Origin of the sequence: Aeromonas sp. R5-1 (genome assembly GCF_040908265.1) — a bacterium.
GTDB lineage: Bacteria > Pseudomonadota > Gammaproteobacteria > Enterobacterales > Aeromonadaceae > Aeromonas > Aeromonas caviae.
Window position 1 is genome coordinate 23,130 of sequence record NZ_JBFODJ010000042.1, and the last position, 15,187, is coordinate 38,316.

The 15,187-nt window shown below is 64.7% G+C and carries 18 protein-coding genes; 16 read left to right on the top strand and 2 right to left on the bottom strand.

Features of this window, described 5'->3' with window-relative positions:
* The first annotated feature begins 155 nt into the window (after positions 1 to 155).
* From napF to AB5Y64_RS05425, 15 genes are all read left to right on the top strand, one after another.
* Complete coding sequence (napF, locus tag AB5Y64_RS05355; RefSeq protein WP_124814055.1) at positions 156 to 665, top strand: ferredoxin-type protein NapF; 510 nt, start codon at positions 156 to 158, stop codon at positions 663 to 665.
* A complete protein-coding gene (locus AB5Y64_RS05360; protein ID WP_010674154.1) occupies positions 662 to 964 on the top strand; it encodes a chaperone NapD in 303 nt (100 codons plus the stop codon). The genes napF and AB5Y64_RS05360 overlap by 4 nt, the downstream gene beginning before the upstream one ends.
* A gap of 188 nt (positions 965 to 1,152) precedes the next feature.
* Entirely contained in the window at positions 1,153 to 3,642 is a 2,490-nt protein-coding gene (gene napA, locus AB5Y64_RS05365) for a nitrate reductase catalytic subunit NapA (RefSeq protein ID WP_041212735.1), read from the top strand.
* Positions 3,643 to 3,658: 16 nt separating this feature from the next.
* Entirely contained in the window at positions 3,659 to 4,393 is a 735-nt protein-coding gene (gene napG, locus AB5Y64_RS05370) for a ferredoxin-type protein NapG (protein ID WP_368203422.1), read from the top strand.
* Complete coding sequence (gene napH / locus AB5Y64_RS05375; protein ID WP_049636341.1) at positions 4,390 to 5,265, top strand: quinol dehydrogenase ferredoxin subunit NapH; 876 nt, start codon at positions 4,390 to 4,392, stop codon at positions 5,263 to 5,265. Before napG ends, napH begins: the two co-directional genes overlap by 4 nt.
* A complete protein-coding gene (locus AB5Y64_RS05380; protein WP_041212738.1) occupies positions 5,265 to 5,720 on the top strand; it encodes a nitrate reductase cytochrome c-type subunit in 456 nt (151 codons plus the stop codon). The genes napH and AB5Y64_RS05380 overlap by 1 nt, the downstream gene beginning before the upstream one ends.
* A gap of 11 nt (positions 5,721 to 5,731) precedes the next feature.
* Positions 5,732 to 6,322, top strand: a complete 591-nt coding sequence (locus AB5Y64_RS05385; protein WP_010674159.1) for a cytochrome c3 family protein — start codon at positions 5,732 to 5,734, stop codon at positions 6,320 to 6,322.
* Positions 6,323 to 6,515: 193 nt separating this feature from the next.
* Entirely contained in the window at positions 6,516 to 7,022 is a 507-nt protein-coding gene (gene moaB, locus AB5Y64_RS05390) for a molybdenum cofactor biosynthesis protein B (RefSeq protein WP_039038846.1), read from the top strand.
* A gap of 50 nt (positions 7,023 to 7,072) precedes the next feature.
* A complete protein-coding gene (gene moaC / locus AB5Y64_RS05395; protein ID WP_052814825.1) occupies positions 7,073 to 7,567 on the top strand; it encodes a cyclic pyranopterin monophosphate synthase MoaC in 495 nt (164 codons plus the stop codon).
* Complete coding sequence (gene moaD / locus AB5Y64_RS05400) at positions 7,564 to 7,809, top strand: molybdopterin synthase sulfur carrier subunit (RefSeq protein ID WP_048207331.1); 246 nt, start codon at positions 7,564 to 7,566, stop codon at positions 7,807 to 7,809. Before moaC ends, moaD begins: the two co-directional genes overlap by 4 nt.
* Before the next feature lie 2 nt (positions 7,810 to 7,811).
* Complete coding sequence (gene moaE, locus AB5Y64_RS05405; protein WP_052814822.1) at positions 7,812 to 8,291, top strand: molybdopterin synthase catalytic subunit MoaE; 480 nt, start codon at positions 7,812 to 7,814, stop codon at positions 8,289 to 8,291.
* A 54-nt stretch (positions 8,292 to 8,345) separates the two neighbouring features.
* Entirely contained in the window at positions 8,346 to 9,068 is a 723-nt protein-coding gene (modA, locus tag AB5Y64_RS05410) for a molybdate ABC transporter substrate-binding protein (protein WP_052814820.1), read from the top strand.
* 117 nt (positions 9,069 to 9,185) lie between these two features.
* Positions 9,186 to 9,866, top strand: a complete 681-nt coding sequence (gene modB / locus AB5Y64_RS05415; RefSeq protein WP_010674165.1) for a molybdate ABC transporter permease subunit — start codon at positions 9,186 to 9,188, stop codon at positions 9,864 to 9,866.
* Positions 9,863 to 10,918 (top strand): molybdenum ABC transporter ATP-binding protein, encoded by a 1,056-nt coding sequence (modC, locus tag AB5Y64_RS05420; RefSeq protein WP_052814818.1) that lies wholly within the window; start codon positions 9,863 to 9,865, stop codon positions 10,916 to 10,918. Before modB ends, modC begins: the two co-directional genes overlap by 4 nt.
* A gap of 67 nt (positions 10,919 to 10,985) precedes the next feature.
* A complete protein-coding gene (locus AB5Y64_RS05425) occupies positions 10,986 to 11,762 on the top strand; it encodes an alpha/beta fold hydrolase (protein ID WP_049636339.1) in 777 nt (258 codons plus the stop codon).
* Between the two features lie 68 nt (positions 11,763 to 11,830).
* Here the strand turns inward: AB5Y64_RS05425 and moeB are convergent, their stop codons facing one another.
* Positions 11,831 to 12,586, bottom strand: a complete 756-nt coding sequence (gene moeB / locus AB5Y64_RS05430; protein WP_052814816.1) for a molybdopterin-synthase adenylyltransferase MoeB — start codon at positions 12,584 to 12,586, stop codon at positions 11,831 to 11,833.
* The gene (gene moeA / locus AB5Y64_RS05435) at positions 12,583 to 13,809 is read right to left on the bottom strand and encodes a molybdopterin molybdotransferase MoeA (protein WP_052814829.1); all 1,227 of its coding nucleotides are present in this window, start codon (positions 13,807 to 13,809) and stop codon (positions 12,583 to 12,585) included. The genes moeB and moeA overlap by 4 nt, the downstream gene beginning before the upstream one ends.
* Positions 13,810 to 14,179: 370 nt before the next feature.
* Between moeA and folE the strand changes: the two genes are divergently transcribed.
* Complete coding sequence (gene folE / locus AB5Y64_RS05440) at positions 14,180 to 14,836, top strand: GTP cyclohydrolase I FolE (protein ID WP_010674171.1); 657 nt, start codon at positions 14,180 to 14,182, stop codon at positions 14,834 to 14,836.
* The last annotated feature ends 351 nt before the right edge of the window (positions 14,837 to 15,187 follow it).

The following is a 15,187-nucleotide window of genomic DNA, read 5'->3' on the forward strand; positions in this document are numbered from 1 at the left end:
TTGATCCAGCGCAAGAATCCCCCCTGTTTATCTCCCTGGTGGTATATCCCCTGACTTGTCAGGGCCGCAATATACACCCACGCTTATAATTGGCATTGAAAATGCCAGTCACGGGATCCGCGCGGGGGCATTCGTCCCCGAAAAGAGGAGTCGATATGACCGACGGGGTCAACTTGTCACGCAGAGGCCTGTTTCGGGGACGCCTGAGCGCCCCCAAGGCTGGGATCCAGTTGCCCTGGTCCGTCTCCTGGGACGAGTTCGTGGCCGGCTGTACCCGCTGCGGCGACTGTCTGGCGGCCTGTCCCGAGCAGATCCTGATCAAGGGAGACGGGGGCTTCCCCACGGTGGATTTTCACCGCGGCGAGTGCACCTTCTGCACCGAGTGTGTCAGCGCCTGCCAGGCGCCGGTGTTCAGGCCGACAATCCAGACACCCTGGGAGTATGTGGCCCATATCGAGGCGGGCTGTCTGGCCACTGCCCAGGTGTTCTGCCAGCGCTGTCAGGACAGCTGCGAGCAGCAGGCCATCCGCTTTTCCCCCCGGCTGGGGCGCGTACCCACCCCCGGCATCCATGCCGAGTCGTGCAACGGCTGCGGGGCCTGCGTGGCGGATTGCCCGGTGGGCAGCATCAGCATCGGTCTGTCTCGTGGCGAGGCTTCGCGATGACCCAAGAGACGAACAAGTTGGAAAACGGTGATATGACGCGAGAAGAGTTCCATGTATCCAGCCTGGTGGTGCTGACCCAGCCCGATCTGCGCCACGCCCTGGCAGAGCGGATTGCGACCCTGGACGGGGCCGAGATCCACGCCGTCAGCGAGGAGGGCAAGCTGGTGGTGACCCTGGAGGGGCCGAGCCAGCGCCCCATCATGGCGGCCATCGACACCATTCAGGGGTTGCCCGGGGTGCTCTCTGCGGCCCTGATCTACCACCAGTTCGATGAAATGGACGCCGAAGATGGGGAATAAGGCGTCATGTGGCAGAAGCGCAAGAGTCGTTCGCTGACCGCCATGGGTAATACACGGGATGCCGGGTCTGTTGTCTGCGTTCGATGAACGAAAGCCCAGAGCAAAGGAATAAAGCGCCATGGAGCTGAGCCAGCGCGGCTCGTCACAATGGCTGTCATTGATGTGATTAAGCAATGCGAGGATATGTCATGAAGCTGAGTCGACGCGACTTTATGAAGGCCAATGCGGTGGCGGCAGCCGCTGCCGTGGCCGGTGTCAGTGCCCCCACTCTGGCGGCGAACCTGATCACCAGTACCGACAAGACCGCCATCACCTGGGACAAGGCACCGTGCCGCTTCTGCGGGACCGGCTGTTCCGTGCTGGTGGGCTCCCAGGCTGGCCGCGTCGTGGCGACCCAGGGGGATCCCGATGCACCGGTCAACCGTGGCCTGAACTGCATCAAGGGCTACTTCCTCTCCAAGATCATGTACGGGGAGGATCGCCTGACCCAGCCCATGCTGCGCATGACGAACGGCAAGTTCGACAAGAACGGCAACTTCGCCCCCATCAGTTGGGATCAGGCCTTCGACATCATGGCCGAGAAGTTCAAGGCGACCCTGAAAGAGAAGGGCCCGACCGCCGTCGGCATGTTCGGCTCCGGCCAGTGGACCGTCTGGGAAGGCTATGCCGCCGCCAAGCTGATGAAGGCAGGCCTGCGCTCCAACAACCTGGATCCCAATGCCCGTCACTGCATGGCCTCCGCGGTAGTGGGCTTCATGCGTACCTTCGGCATGGATGAACCCATGGGCTGCTACGACGACATCGAGCAGGCCGACGCCTTCGTGCTGTGGGGCTCCAACATGGCCGAGATGCACCCCATCCTCTGGTCGCGCATCTCCGATCGCCGTCTGTCCCACCAGGATGTGCAGGTGCACGTGCTCTCCACCTTCGAGCACCGCAGCTTCGAGCTGGCGGACAACGGGCTGGTGTTCACCCCCCAGACCGATCTGGCGATCCTCAACTACATCGCCAACTACATCATCCAGAACGACAAGGTGAACTGGGAGTTCGTCAACAAGCACACCCAGTTCCGCAAAGGGGTGACCGACATCGGTTACGGCCTGCGTCCCACCAACCCGCTGCAGCAAAAGGCCAAGAACCCGGACAGCGGCGACTCCACCCCCATGAGCTTCGACGACTTCGCCAAGTTCGTGGCGGATTACGATCTGGAGTCCGTCTCCAAGCTCTCCGGCGTGCCCAAGGACAAGCTCGAGAAGCTGGCCCAGATCTATGCGGATCCGGACAAGAAGGTGGTCTCTTACTGGACCATGGGGTTCAACCAGCACACCCGTGGCGTCTGGGCCAACAACCTCTGCTACAACATCCACCTGCTGACCGGCAAGATCTCCCAGCCGGGCTCCGGCCCCTTCTCCCTGACCGGCCAGCCCTCCGCCTGTGGTACCGCCCGTGAAGTGGGTACCTTCGCCCACCGTCTGCCGGCGGACATGGTGGTCACGGATCCCAAACACCGCGCCATCGCCGAGAAGATCTGGAAGCTGCCGGAAGGCACCATCCCGGAGCAGGTGGGCTACCACGCCGTGCTGCAAAACCGCATGCTGAAAGACGGCAAGCTCAACGCCTACTGGGTGATGTGCAACAACAACATGCAGGCCGGCCCGAACATGAACGAAGAGGCGCTGCCCGGTTATCGCAACCCGGCCAACTTCATCGTGGTCTCCGACCCTTATCCGACCGTGACCGCCCAGGCGGCCGACCTCATCCTGCCCACCGCCATGTGGGTGGAGAAAGAGGGGGCCTATGGCAACGCCGAACGTCGCACCCAGTTCTGGCACCAGCAGGTGAAGGCACCGGAAGGGGCCAAGTCCGACCTGTGGCAGCTGATGGAGTTCTCCAAACGCTTCACCGTGGAAGAGGTGTGGCCGGCTGAGTTGATTGCCAAGATGCCGGAAGTGAAGGGCAAGACCCTGTTCGACGTGCTCTATGCCAACGGCCAGGTGAACCAGTTCCCGAAAGAGCAGAGCAAGGGGGCCCTGAACGACGAGGCCGAGCACTTTGGTTTCTACGTCCAGAAGGGGCTGTTCGAGGAGTACGCCTCCTTCGGTCGCGGCCATGGCCACGACCTGGCGCCGTTCGATCAGTATCACGAAGCCCGTGGCCTGCGCTGGCCGGTGGTGGACGGCAAGGAGACCCTGTGGCGCTATCGCGAAGGGTTCGACCCTTACGTGAAGGCGGGGGAGGGGGTGCGCTTCTACGGCAAGCCCGACGGCAAGGCGGTCATCTTCGCGCTGCCCTATGAGCCGGCTGCCGAAGCTCCGGACAAAGAGTACGACATGTGGCTCTCCACCGGTCGCGTGCTGGAGCACTGGCACACCGGCACCATGACCCGTCGCGTGCCCGAGCTCTATCGCGCCTTCCCGGATGCGGTGCTGTTCATGCACCCGGAAGATGCCAAGGCCCGTGGCGTGCGCCGTGGTGAAGAGGTGATCGTCTCCTCCCGCCGGGGCGAGGTGAAGACCCGGGTCGAGACCCGTGGCCGCAACCGTCCGCCCAAGGGACTGGTGTTCATGCCCTTCTTCGATGCGAGCCAGCTGGTCAACAAGCTGACCCTGGACGCCACCGATCCGCTCTCCAAGGAGACGGATTACAAGAAGTGCGCCGTCAAGGTCATGAAGGCCTGAGGCGGGGGAGCGCGAGATGAGTCGTAGTCGGCGCCAGTTTCTGGCCGACATGGCCAAGGGGGTCTGCGGTGTGGGCCTGCTTGGCGTGGGGCTCGGCGGCGTGGCGCGCCAGCAGGTGCAGGCTTTGCCTGCCCAGGCGCTGCGCCCGCCGGCCGCCCTCGACGAGGCCGAGTTTCTCGGCGCCTGCGTGCGCTGCGGGCTCTGCGCCCTGGCCTGCCCCTACGACACCCTCAAGCTCGCCCGGCTGTTTGAACCCGTGACCACCGGCACCCCCTACTTCAAGGCGCGCGCCGTTCCGTGCGAGATGTGTGACGACATCCCCTGCGTGGCGGCCTGCCCGAGCGGGGCGCTGGATCGGGCCATGACCGATATCGATCAGGCGCGGATGGGGGTGGCGGTGCTCATCGATCACGAGACCTGCCTCAACTACCTGGGGCTGCGCTGCGACGTTTGCTACCGGGTCTGCCCCCTCATCGACAAGGCCATTACCTTGGAGCTGCAGCACAACCCGCGCACAGGCAAGCACGCCATATTCCTGCCCACGGTGCACAGCGATCTCTGCACCGGCTGCGGCAAGTGCGAGCACGCCTGCGTGCTGGAGGAGGCGGCCATCAAGGTGGTGCCTCGCCAGCTTGCCAAGGGGGAGCTGGGTCACCACTACCGGCTCGGCTGGGAAGAGAAGGCGAAGGCGGGCAAATCGCTCATCGGCGACAGGCTCACCCTGCCGACCCGCAAACCGGAGGGTCTATGAGTCGGTATCCAGGGGCCGAGGCCACGGCCAGGCTGGGGTGGTGGCGTGCCCACCGCTTCCTGCTGCTGCGCCGGCTTTGCCAGTTCGGGGTGCTGGGGCTGTTCCTGCTGGGGCCGCTCGCGGGCATCTGGATCCTCAAGGGCAACCTCTCCAGCTCCCTGCTGCTGGAGACGGTGCCCCTCACGGATCCCCTGACCCTGTTGCAGTCGGTGGCGGCGGGCCAGTGGCCCATCCCCACCCTGTGGCTCGGGGCCGGGCTGGTGCTCGCGGGTTACTGGCTGGTCGGGGGGCGGGTGTTCTGCTCCTGGGTCTGTCCAGTCAACCTGGTCACCGATGTCGCCGCCTGGCTCAGGGGGCGGCTCGGGCTCAAGGGCAATGGTCAGTTCAACCGCGCTACCCGCTACTGGCTGCTGGCCATGGTGCTGGTGGCGCCGGCCATCACAGGCGTGCTGGTGTGGGAGCTGGTCAATCCGGTGTCGCTCACCCTGCGGGGCCTGCTGTTTGGCATGGGGGCGGGCTGGGGCCTGCTGGCGGTGCTGTTCCTGTTCGACCTTTTTGTGGTGGAGCGGGGCTGGTGCGGCCACCTCTGTCCGGTGGGGGCCTTCTATGCCCTGGTCAACCGGGTCGGGTTCATCAAGATTGCAGCCTCGGGGCGCGAGCGGTGCAGCAACTGCATGGATTGTTATGCGGTCTGCCCGGAGCGTCCCATCCTGCGCGGCCCCGTTCACGGTGCCAGGCGTGGTCACGGGCCCTTGATTGCGGCTCAGGAGTGTACCAACTGCGGCCGTTGCATCGATGTCTGCGCGGAGCAAGTTTTTGAAATCACTGTAGGTTTTGCCGTCAAGGCAGAGAAAACGTCGGAGAACACATAATGAAGAAGCTGATTGGAGCAATGCTGGCCTGCCTGATGGCGGGTTCCTTGATGGCGGCCGTCCCCGAGATCACCAACAGCACGGGGGGCATCAAGTCGGAGCGGGGAAGCACGGATCTGGTGACGGATGCCGACGCGGCCCCTCTGAAGAACTTTCGCAAGGATGGCGACCTCTACGATCGCCAGTACATGCACCAGCCCCCGCTGATCCCCCACGACACCCGCAACTATGAAGTGGACAACAAGGTCAACAAGTGCCTGGCCTGTCACAGCTTCAAGAACGCCAGTGCCATGAAGGCCCCCAAGATAAGCCCCACCCACTTCGAGACCCGCGACGGCATGACCCTGGGCGAAGTCTCTCCGCGCCGCTACTTCTGTCTGCAGTGCCACGTGCCGCAAGCGGACGCCAAGCCGCTGGTGAACAATACCTTCAAACCGGTTGAAGCGCTGAACTGAGGAGCCCATAGATGAAATTACCCGGCTTTGTGAAGCGTCTGTGGACCACCTTCAAGTCACCGTCGAAGGCGGCCCTCTGGGTCATCCTGCTGATGGGCTTCTTCGGTGGCGTCATCTTCTGGGGCGGGTTCAACACCGCCATGGAAGCGTCCAACACCGAGGCCTTCTGCACCGGTTGCCACGAGATGAAGGACAACGTGTTCGTGGAGTACCGCGACACCATCCACTACGCCAACCGCTCCGGCGTGCGGGCCAGCTGCCCGGATTGCCACGTACCCCACGAATGGACCTACAAGATCATCCGCAAGGTGCAGGCCTCCAAGGAGCTGTGGGGCATGATCACCGGCAAGGTGGATACCCGCGAGAAGTTTGAATCCCACCGGCGGGAGATGGCCGAGCGGGAGTGGCAGCGGATGAAGGAGACGGATTCGCGCGAGTGCCGCAACTGCCACAACTTCGAGTACATGGACTTCTCCCTGCAAGGGCGTCGGGCCGCCCAGATGCACTCCACCAACCTGGCAAGCGGGGCCAACACCTGCATCGACTGCCACAAGGGGATTGCGCACCAACTGCCTGACATGAAAGGGGTGCCAGGCTTCTGATGGGAAGGCCGCCGGATCCTCGGGATCCGGCGGCCTTCGAGATTAATGGGCAATGACGCCCCCCAGCCAGACATCTTTTGATAGAATCCCTTCCCGGCAACGCGGCGCCCACCGGCTCCTTTCATGGCTGGCACCACGGTGCGGCGCGTTCACCTCATCCTCTCGTGGTCAATGATTGACAGGAATGGCCCCAATGGCACCCAAACACAGCGAATTCATCCCTCTCAAGATCGCCGTCCTGACGGTTTCCGACAGTCGCACCGCTGCCGATGACAGCTCGGGGGACTATCTGGTCGAGGCCCTGACCCAGACCGGCCACGTGCTGGCCGATCGGGCGCTCTGTCCAGACAACCTGTTTCGCATCCGCGCCCAGGTGAGCGACTGGATTGCCGACGAGGGAGTCCAGGTGGTGCTCATCAACGGCGGCACCGGCTTCAACGAGCAGAACCGGGTGCCCGAGGCGGTCGGCGTGCTGTTCGAGCGCACGGTGCAGGGCTTTGGCGAGATGTTCCGCCAGCTCTCGTTTGCCGAGATAAAAGGCTCCGCCATGCAGAGCCGTGCCCTGGCAGGGCTCGCCAATCGCACCCTGATCTGCTGCCTGCCCGGCTCCACCGGCGCCTGCCGTCTGGGCTGGGAACAGCTTATCCGGGATCAGCTCGATGCCCGTACCCGGCCGTGCAACTTCGTGACCCATCTGTGATCCCGGGAGTAAACCCGGATCATCCATCTTATTTTTCGATAGGTGCATAGATGAACCTGACCCATCTCAACCAGAGCGGCGAGGCCCACATGGTGGATGTCACCGACAAGCAGGTGACCGAACGCGAGGCCCGCGCCGAGGCTTTCGTGACCATGGCCCCCGAGACCCTGGCGTTGATCCTGAGTGGTCAGCACCACAAGGGGGACGTGTTCGCCACCGCCCGCATCGCCGGCATCATGGCGGCCAAGAAGACCGCCGACCTCATTCCCCTGTGCCATCCCCTGGCCCTGACCCGGGTGGAGGTAGAGATAGCCCCCCAGACGGCGCACAATCGGGTCCATATCCGCACCCTGTGCAAGCTCTCGGGCAAGACCGGGGTGGAGATGGAGGCGCTCACCGCCGCCTCGGTGGCGGCCCTGACCATCTACGACATGTGCAAGGCGGTGCAAAAGGACATGGTGATCGAGCAGGTGCGTCTGGTGGAGAAAAAGGGCGGCAAGTCCGGTCATTTCCAGCTGGGTGCGACCCAAGGAGAGCAGGCATGATCAAGGTTCTGTTTTTTGCGCAGGTGCGTGAGCTGGTCGGCTGCGACGAGCTCAGCCTGCCTTGCGACTACGCCAGTGCCGATGTCCTTCGCGCCGCCTTGAGCGAGCGAGGTGACAAGTGGGCGCTGGCGCTCGAATCCGGCAAGCTCCTGGTGGCGGTCAACCAGACCCTGGTACCGCTGGATACCCCCCTCCATGACGGGGATGAGGTCGCCTTCTTCCCGCCGGTGACCGGAGGCTGATGATGAGCGAGGCAACCATGATCGATCGCATCCTGGTGCAGCGGGATGACTTCTCGCTGGCGGACGAATATGCCCGCCTCGCTGCCCGGCAGGACACAGGCGCGATTGTCAGCTTTGTCGGCAAGGTGCGCGACTTCAATCAGGGGGAGCATGTGAAGGGGCTGGCCCTCGAACACTACCCCGGCATGACCGAGAAGGCGCTGGCGAACATAGTGGCCGAGGCCCGCGGGCGCTGGCCCCTGCAGGAGTGCACCCTCATTCACCGCATCGGCGAGCTGCTGCTCGGGGATCAGATTGTGCTGGTGGTGGTGAGCAGCGCCCACCGCGAGGCGGCTTTCGAGGCCTGCCACTTCATCATGGATTTCTTGAAGACCCGGGCGCCGTTCTGGAAAAAAGAGCTGATCGCCGACGGGGTGCAACGCTGGGTCGAGGCCAGGGCGAGCGATGACGCCGCCCTGGCCCGCTGGCAACAAGGGGAGTGAGCCTCGGGCTCGCGTCAATCGATCCGGCCGTGCCGGAGCATAAGGAGCAACGGAATGAAGAGATGGGTATCCGTGTTGGTGCTGGGCGCCGGCGCCATGTACAGCAGTGCTGTGCTGGCTGACGAGGTCAAGGTGGCGGTGGCGGCCAACTTCAAGGGCACCATAGAGCGCATCGGCAAGGAGTTCACCGCCAAGACCGGCCACAGCGTCGTCATCAGTTCGGCGGCCACCGGCGTGCTCTATACCCAGATCACCCACGGTGCGCCCTTCGATCTCTTCCTCTCGGCCGACGTGGCGACCCCTCAAAAGCTGGAGTCGGAAGGCAAGGGGAGCGAGCGCTTCACCTATGCCATCGGTCAGCTCGGCCTCTGGCAGAAGGGGGGGCCTGCCCCTGACGAGGCCACCTTGCGCCACTGGCAGGGGGAGCTGGCCATCGCCAACCCCAAGACAGCGCCCTATGGCGCCGCCGCCATGGCGACCCTGGCTCATCTCATGATCGATCCCAAGCAGTATCGGGTGCTGACCGGCACCAACATCAGCCAGACCTGGCAGTTCGTCGACACCGGCAATGCGAAGCTGGGCTTCGTCGCCTGGGCCAATCTGGTGGAGGCGGGCAAGACCGGCGAAGCCTGGACGGTGCCGGCCAGCTTCTATCCCCCCATCGAGCAGCAGGCCCTGGTGCTGAAGAAAGGGGCGGCGGTGGATGCCCTGGTCGCCTGGCTCAAGGGGCCGGGACAGGCGCAGATCAAGGCGGCGGGTTACGCCCTGCCGCAGTAAGCGCCCGGCGTCTGCCGGCCCGCCCCGTGCTGGCCAGATCCGGTGCCTGACGTGTCCCAAGGCGGCGCCCGTCATGACGGCGCCCTGTTTTTTTATCGACACCCGAGAGGGGACCCTATGAGTGAAGGGGATCTGCTGGCGGTCTGGTTGACCCTGAAACTGGCGGCCAGCACCACTGCCATCTTGCTGCTGCTGTCGCCGCCGCTCGCCTGGTGGCTGTCTCGCAGCCAGCACCGGCTGCGCCCCCTGGTGGAGGCCATGGTGGCCCTGCCGCTGGTGCTGCCGCCCACCGTGCTCGGTTTCTATCTGCTGCTGGCCTTCTCCCCGGAGTACGGCCTCGGTGGCTGGTGGCGGGAGACCTTCGGGGCCCCGCTCGCCTTCAGTTTCCTCGGCCTGCTCATCGCCTCCGTCATCTACTCGCTCCCCTTCGTGGTACAGCCCCTCACCTCCGCCTTCGTCAACATGGGCAACAAGGAGCTGGAGGCTGCCGCCACCCTGGGGATGGGCCCGTTTGAGCGCTTCTTTCGCATCATCCTGCCCATGACGTTGCCCAGCTTCGTGATGGCGGCAGCGCTGGGCTTTGCCCACACCCTGGGGGAGTTCGGGGTGGTGCTGATGATTGGCGGCAACATTCCCGGGGAGACCCAGGTGCTCTCCATCGCCCTGTTTGATCACGTGGAGGCGATGGATTACCAGAATGCCCATATTCTGGCAGGCGGCCTGATGGGCTTCTCCCTGGTGATGCTGGTGCTGGTCTACGGCGTGCTGCAACGCCGACAACGGAGGCTGTTCGGATGAGCCTCTACCTCAAGGCCAGACGTGATTTCGGCCCCTTCACCCTGGCGTGCGATCTGGCACTGCCCCCCAGCCGCATCCTCGGTCTGTTCGGTCCTTCGGGCTGTGGTAAGAGCACCCTGCTGCGTATCATCGCCGGGCTCGACAGGGCCCCGGGCGATGCCCTGCGCTGGCAGGGGCGCGAGCTTGCAGCCCTGCCCCCCGAGGCGCGGCGCATCGGGCTGGTGTTTCAGGATGCTCGACTCTTCCCCCACCTGAGCGTGCTCGGCAACCTGCAACTGGCGGCTCGCAAGGGGAGGGGGCGCTGGCAGCCACAGGCCCTTGCTGCGCGCCTCGGCTTTGCCGAGCTGCTGGGGCAACCGGCCCACGGCCTCTCCGGGGGTCAGCGTCAGCGGGTGGCACTGGCCAGGGCCTTGCTGGCCGAGCCTGATCTGCTGCTGCTGGATGAACCCTTCTCGGCGCTGGACAGGCGCAGCCGCATCCATCAGGCCCACGTGCTCAAGGGCTTGCAGCAGGAGAGCGGCATCCCCATGATCTTCGTCAGCCACGCCATGGAGGAGGTGAGCCTGCTCTGCGATGGACTGGTGCTGCTGGCAGAGGGACGGGTGGAGGCCCAGGGTACCCCCGAGGAGATCTTCGCCCGCACCGACCTGTCGCTGGCCAGTCGCGACGACGTCGGGGTCATGCTCTCGGCGACCCTGTCCCACTACGACGAGCACGAGCAGATGGCGACCCTGCGACTCGGGGAGCAGACCCTGATGGTGACCATGGAGCATGCCCCCGATGAAGCGGGCCCCTTGCAGATCAAGGTGGCGGCGCGGGATCTGGTGATCGCCACCGAGCCCATCGTGCACTCCAGCCTCTCCAACTGCCTCGAGACCCGGCTGCTGGAGGTGCGGGAGGTGCGACCGGGGCAGACCCTGTTGCAGTTGGCTCTCGGGCAGCAGATACTGCTGGCCCGGATCACCAGCCGCTCCGCGCAGCGGCTCGCCCTGACGCCGGCCATGCGCCTCTACGCCTACATCAAGGCGGTGAGCCTGGTGGGAGAGGGGTAGACAGGGGACCGGAGTGCGGATGGGCTGGTCATGAGTGGCCGGCATGGCGTCGAGAAAGGGGGGACGGGTGCGTCGCAATCAGGTAATGAAATCCCATGGCTTGGCCCTGCGCAGTGCGGGGGAGGGGCCCTTGCTGCTCTTGCTGCACGGGCTGGGCTCTTCCAGCCTCGACTGGCAGGCGCAGATCGAGCGTTTTTCCGAGCGTTACCGGGTGGTGGCCATCGACTTGCGCGGCCACGGCCAGAGCATGCAGGAGGGGCCCTTTGACGTGCCCACCCTGGCGGCGGATGTGGCCCGCTGGCTCGACGAACAGCCCGAGCCTGCCTGGGTAGTGGGGTTGTCGCTCGGTGCCATGGTGGCGCTGGAGCTGGCGCTGCAACTGCCCCACAAGGTGCAGGGGCTGGTGCTGGTCAACGGCTTCAGCGAATTTCTGCTGGAGACGCCAAAGGAGCAGGAGCGCTATGCCATGCGCCTCAAGTGGCTGCGCTGGTTCGGCATGCGGCCGCTGGCGTGGTGGCTCGGTCGCGAGCTCTTTCCCGGCCCCGATCTCGCCCAGGTGCGCCACACCTTCCGGGGGCGCTTCGTGCGCAACAAAAAGAAGACCTACAAGGCGCTGCTGGAGGCGCTGCCCGGCTGGTCGGTGCGGGCTCGTCTCGGCACCCTCTGGCAGCCGGTGGCCATCATCTCCACCAGTCACGACTATCTGCCCCTGGCGCGGCGGGTGGAGCAGTTCGCCTCCCTGCCCAATGCCACCATCCACACCCCGGATGGTCACCACGCCTGGCCGGCGGAAGATCCCGCCGGGTTCAATCATCTGTTGCAGCGGATCCTCTCAACCCATTGAGGGGAGCAGACAGCAGAGGTAGATAAAAAAAGCCGAACCCCGGGGTTCGGCTTTTTTGTGGGCGCTGCTCAGGGTCTTGAGCAGACCGGGCAGTCGGGGCGCTTGGGAAGCTTCAGCTCGCGAAAGCTGCCACCCAGACCGTCGATCATCAGCAGGCGGCCGCTGTAGCTTTTGCCCATGCCCGCCAGCAGCTTGATGGCTTCGAGCGCCTGCAGGCTGCCCACCAGCCCCACCACGGGGGCCAGCACCCCCGCCTCGACACAGGTGAGGGCCTGATCGCCAAAGAGGGCGCTGAGACAGGCGTAGCAGGGTTCATCCTCCTGCCAGGTGAAGCTGCAAAGCTGCCCTTCGAGCCGGATGGCGGCGCCGCTGACCAGGGGCACCTTGTGCTGGCGGGCACGCTGGTTGAGGAGGTTGCGGATGGCGACGTTGTCGGTGCAGTCGAGCACCAGCTGATGGCCTGGCAGCAGGGCATCGAGCAGCGCCTCGTCGGCGAGGGCGGCGTGGGTCTCCACCTCGAGCCAGGGGGTGAGGGCGCGCAGGGACGTCGCCGCGGACTCCACCTTGAGCTGGCCGATGCGCGCGTCGCTGTGAAGCACCTGGCGCTGCAAATTGGAGAGCTCCACCCGATCGAAATCCACCAGAGTGAGGTGGCCGACCCCGGCCACCGCCAGATACTGGCTGGCGGCGCAGCCGAGGCCCCCGGCGCCGATGACCAGCACGCGGGATTGCTTGAGCGCCTCCTGTCCCTCGAAGTCGAAGGATTTGAGCACGATCTGGCGGTTGTAGCGAAGGAGCTCGGCGTCGCTCAGGATCTCGCTCACAGCAGCAGCCCCGAGAAGGGCTCGACGGTGACCGTCTCACCGGCGGCTACCTTGCCGCGCTCCTGTTCGAGCACGATGTAGCAGTTGGCCCGGGACAGGGAGCTGAACACCCCGGAGTCCTGGGAGCCGGTGCTGCGTACCTCGAGGCCATTCGGGCCCACGCTCAGGATGCCGCGCTGAAAGTCCAGGCGCCCCGGGCTCTTCTTGAGCGGCTCTGTCGCCAGGGCCTGGAGGGGGTGCGGGCGTGCAAACTGCTGACCGGCCAGTCTGGCCAGGGCCGGTTGCACCAGCTGATCGAAGGTGACCATGGCGGAGACCGGGTTGCCCGGCAGACCGAAGAACCAGGCGTTTGGCAACCGGCCAAAGGCGAAGGGTTTGCCCGGCTTGATGGCGAGCTTCCAGAAGCCAATTTCCCCGAGCTCTTCGAGCAGTTGCTTGGTGAAGTCCGCTTCTCCCACCGAGACGCCCCCGGTGGTGATCAGGGTATCGGCCTCGCGGTCGGCCTGCAAGAAGGCGGCGCGCAGGGCCTCCGGATCATCGGGAATGATGCCAAGGTCCAGGCACTCACAGCCCATGCGGCTCAGCATCGCCTTGACCCCGTAGCGGTTGGAGTCGTAGATGTCCCCGTGCTGGAGCGGGGTGCCCAGAGGCTTGAGCTCGTCCCCTGTGCTGAAGATGGCGACCTTGAGGGGACGGCGCACCGTGACGTTCGCGATGCCAAGGGAGGCGAGCAGCGGCAGCTCTCTGGGGCTCAGGCGAAGGCCGCTTTCGAGCACCCTGTCACCCTGCGCCAGGTCCTCGCCGCGGCGACGGATGTTCTGGCCGGCAACGGGGCGGGTCAGGAAAGTGATCCCGTTGTCGCCGGCTTGCGTTTCTTCCTGCATCACCACTGCGTCAGCACCCGGGGGCACAGGGGCCCCGGTCATGATGCGGATGCAGTGGACGGCGGGCCACTCCCCCTCATAGGGCTGGCCCGCAAAGGCCTTGCCCGCCACGGGGAGCGGCACCCCGGCGGCGAGATCCGCCAGGCGCACGGCATAGCCGTCCATGGCGGCGTTGTCGAAGGGGGGGACGAACAGAGGGGAGCTTATCTCCTCGGCCAGGATCCGATCCAGCGCCTGGGGCAGGGGCAACCGCTCCGTCTCGCAACAGCAGGTGAGTTGTTCCAGCATCCCTTGCAGGGCCTTGTCCAAGGGGAGGAGTGCACCGGTATCGAATCCCATCATCATGACCTCTCTGGTGTGTAGGGGGCGGATTATCCCAAAAATCCGCTCCGATGGGCAGGCCGAAGGTGCGGTAATGGGGGGCAGATGCCCCGGTGTGATCGGATTCTGGGGCGCTATCCCGTTAAATTACCTCCTGATGGGTAACCAGGGCGAGGCTTGCGCGGGATGGCAGGTGGGGAAGAGGCGGCACGGCCGTGCGCCTTGCCCCCGAATGGGCAGGCCGGTGCGGACAAAACGGGGTGGTTTGGCATAAAGTCGGGCACCGGGCTTGAGTTAGACAGAATTATGACAATAATCGCCCTGTAAGATTGCGCCGCGGCACCATGCCGCAGGCCAGCACAGTCCCTGAGCGTGGGAGAGAAACACGATGACGAGCTTAAGCCAGGAAGCCCTGTTGGTCAGGGCGGCGCTCGAGGCCGAGGGCCTTGAGACACCTCTGGTGGCCAATGAATTGAGCGGCCAGCAGAAAAAGGAAAAAATCGAAGGTCATATGCGCGCCATCATGGAGACGCTGGGACTGGATCTGGCCGACGACAGTCTGGCCGAGACCCCGCACCGCATTGCCAAGATGTACGTGAACGAGATCTTCTCCGGCCTCGACTATGCCACCTTCCCCAAGGTGACGGTGATCGAGAACAAGATGAAGGTGGACGAGATGATCATGGTGCGGGACATCAGCCTCACCAGCACCTGCGAGCACCACTTCGTCACCATAGACGGCTTTGCCCACGTGGCCTACATTCCCCGCGGCAAGGTGATTGGCCTGTCGAAGATCAACCGCATCGTGCAGTTCTTCGCCCGCCGTCCCCAGGTACAGGAGCGGCTGACCCAGCAGATCCTGCTGGCGTTGCAGACCCTGCTTGGCACCAGGGACGTGGCCATCAGCATCAAGGCGACCCACTTCTGCGTGAAGGCCCGTGGCGTGATGGACTCCACCTCCTACACCACCACCACCTCCCTGGGCGGCGTCTTCAAGACCCAGCCCGACACCCGCGCCGAATTCCTCGGTGGTCTGAAAGGGTAGTGCTCCCGGGGCCTGTCGCCGACAGGCCCCGTCTCCTTTCCCTCACTTTTTTGAAAAATACGTAAAGTTGTGACCGTGCCGGTCGCTATGGCTCTCCGTGTTGTCGGACGGTCTGGTTGACGCCGACACCCCCGGGCCCGCCCTTGTGCGCTCCGACAGGGACGAGATGTGCTGCCAAGGAGGGTAGTGAAGGCGCAGGCCAGGCCTGCGCCCAGCAATGCCACTTGTTTTCCCCATGCAGGACATGCCATGAACACCATCTTAAATGCGAAAGGGGACTCCCTCCGACGTAGGTGGGAGGGGAATTTCGCCGGGGCGTCAGCCCCGCTGGTTTTGAATGTATTGCTTGAT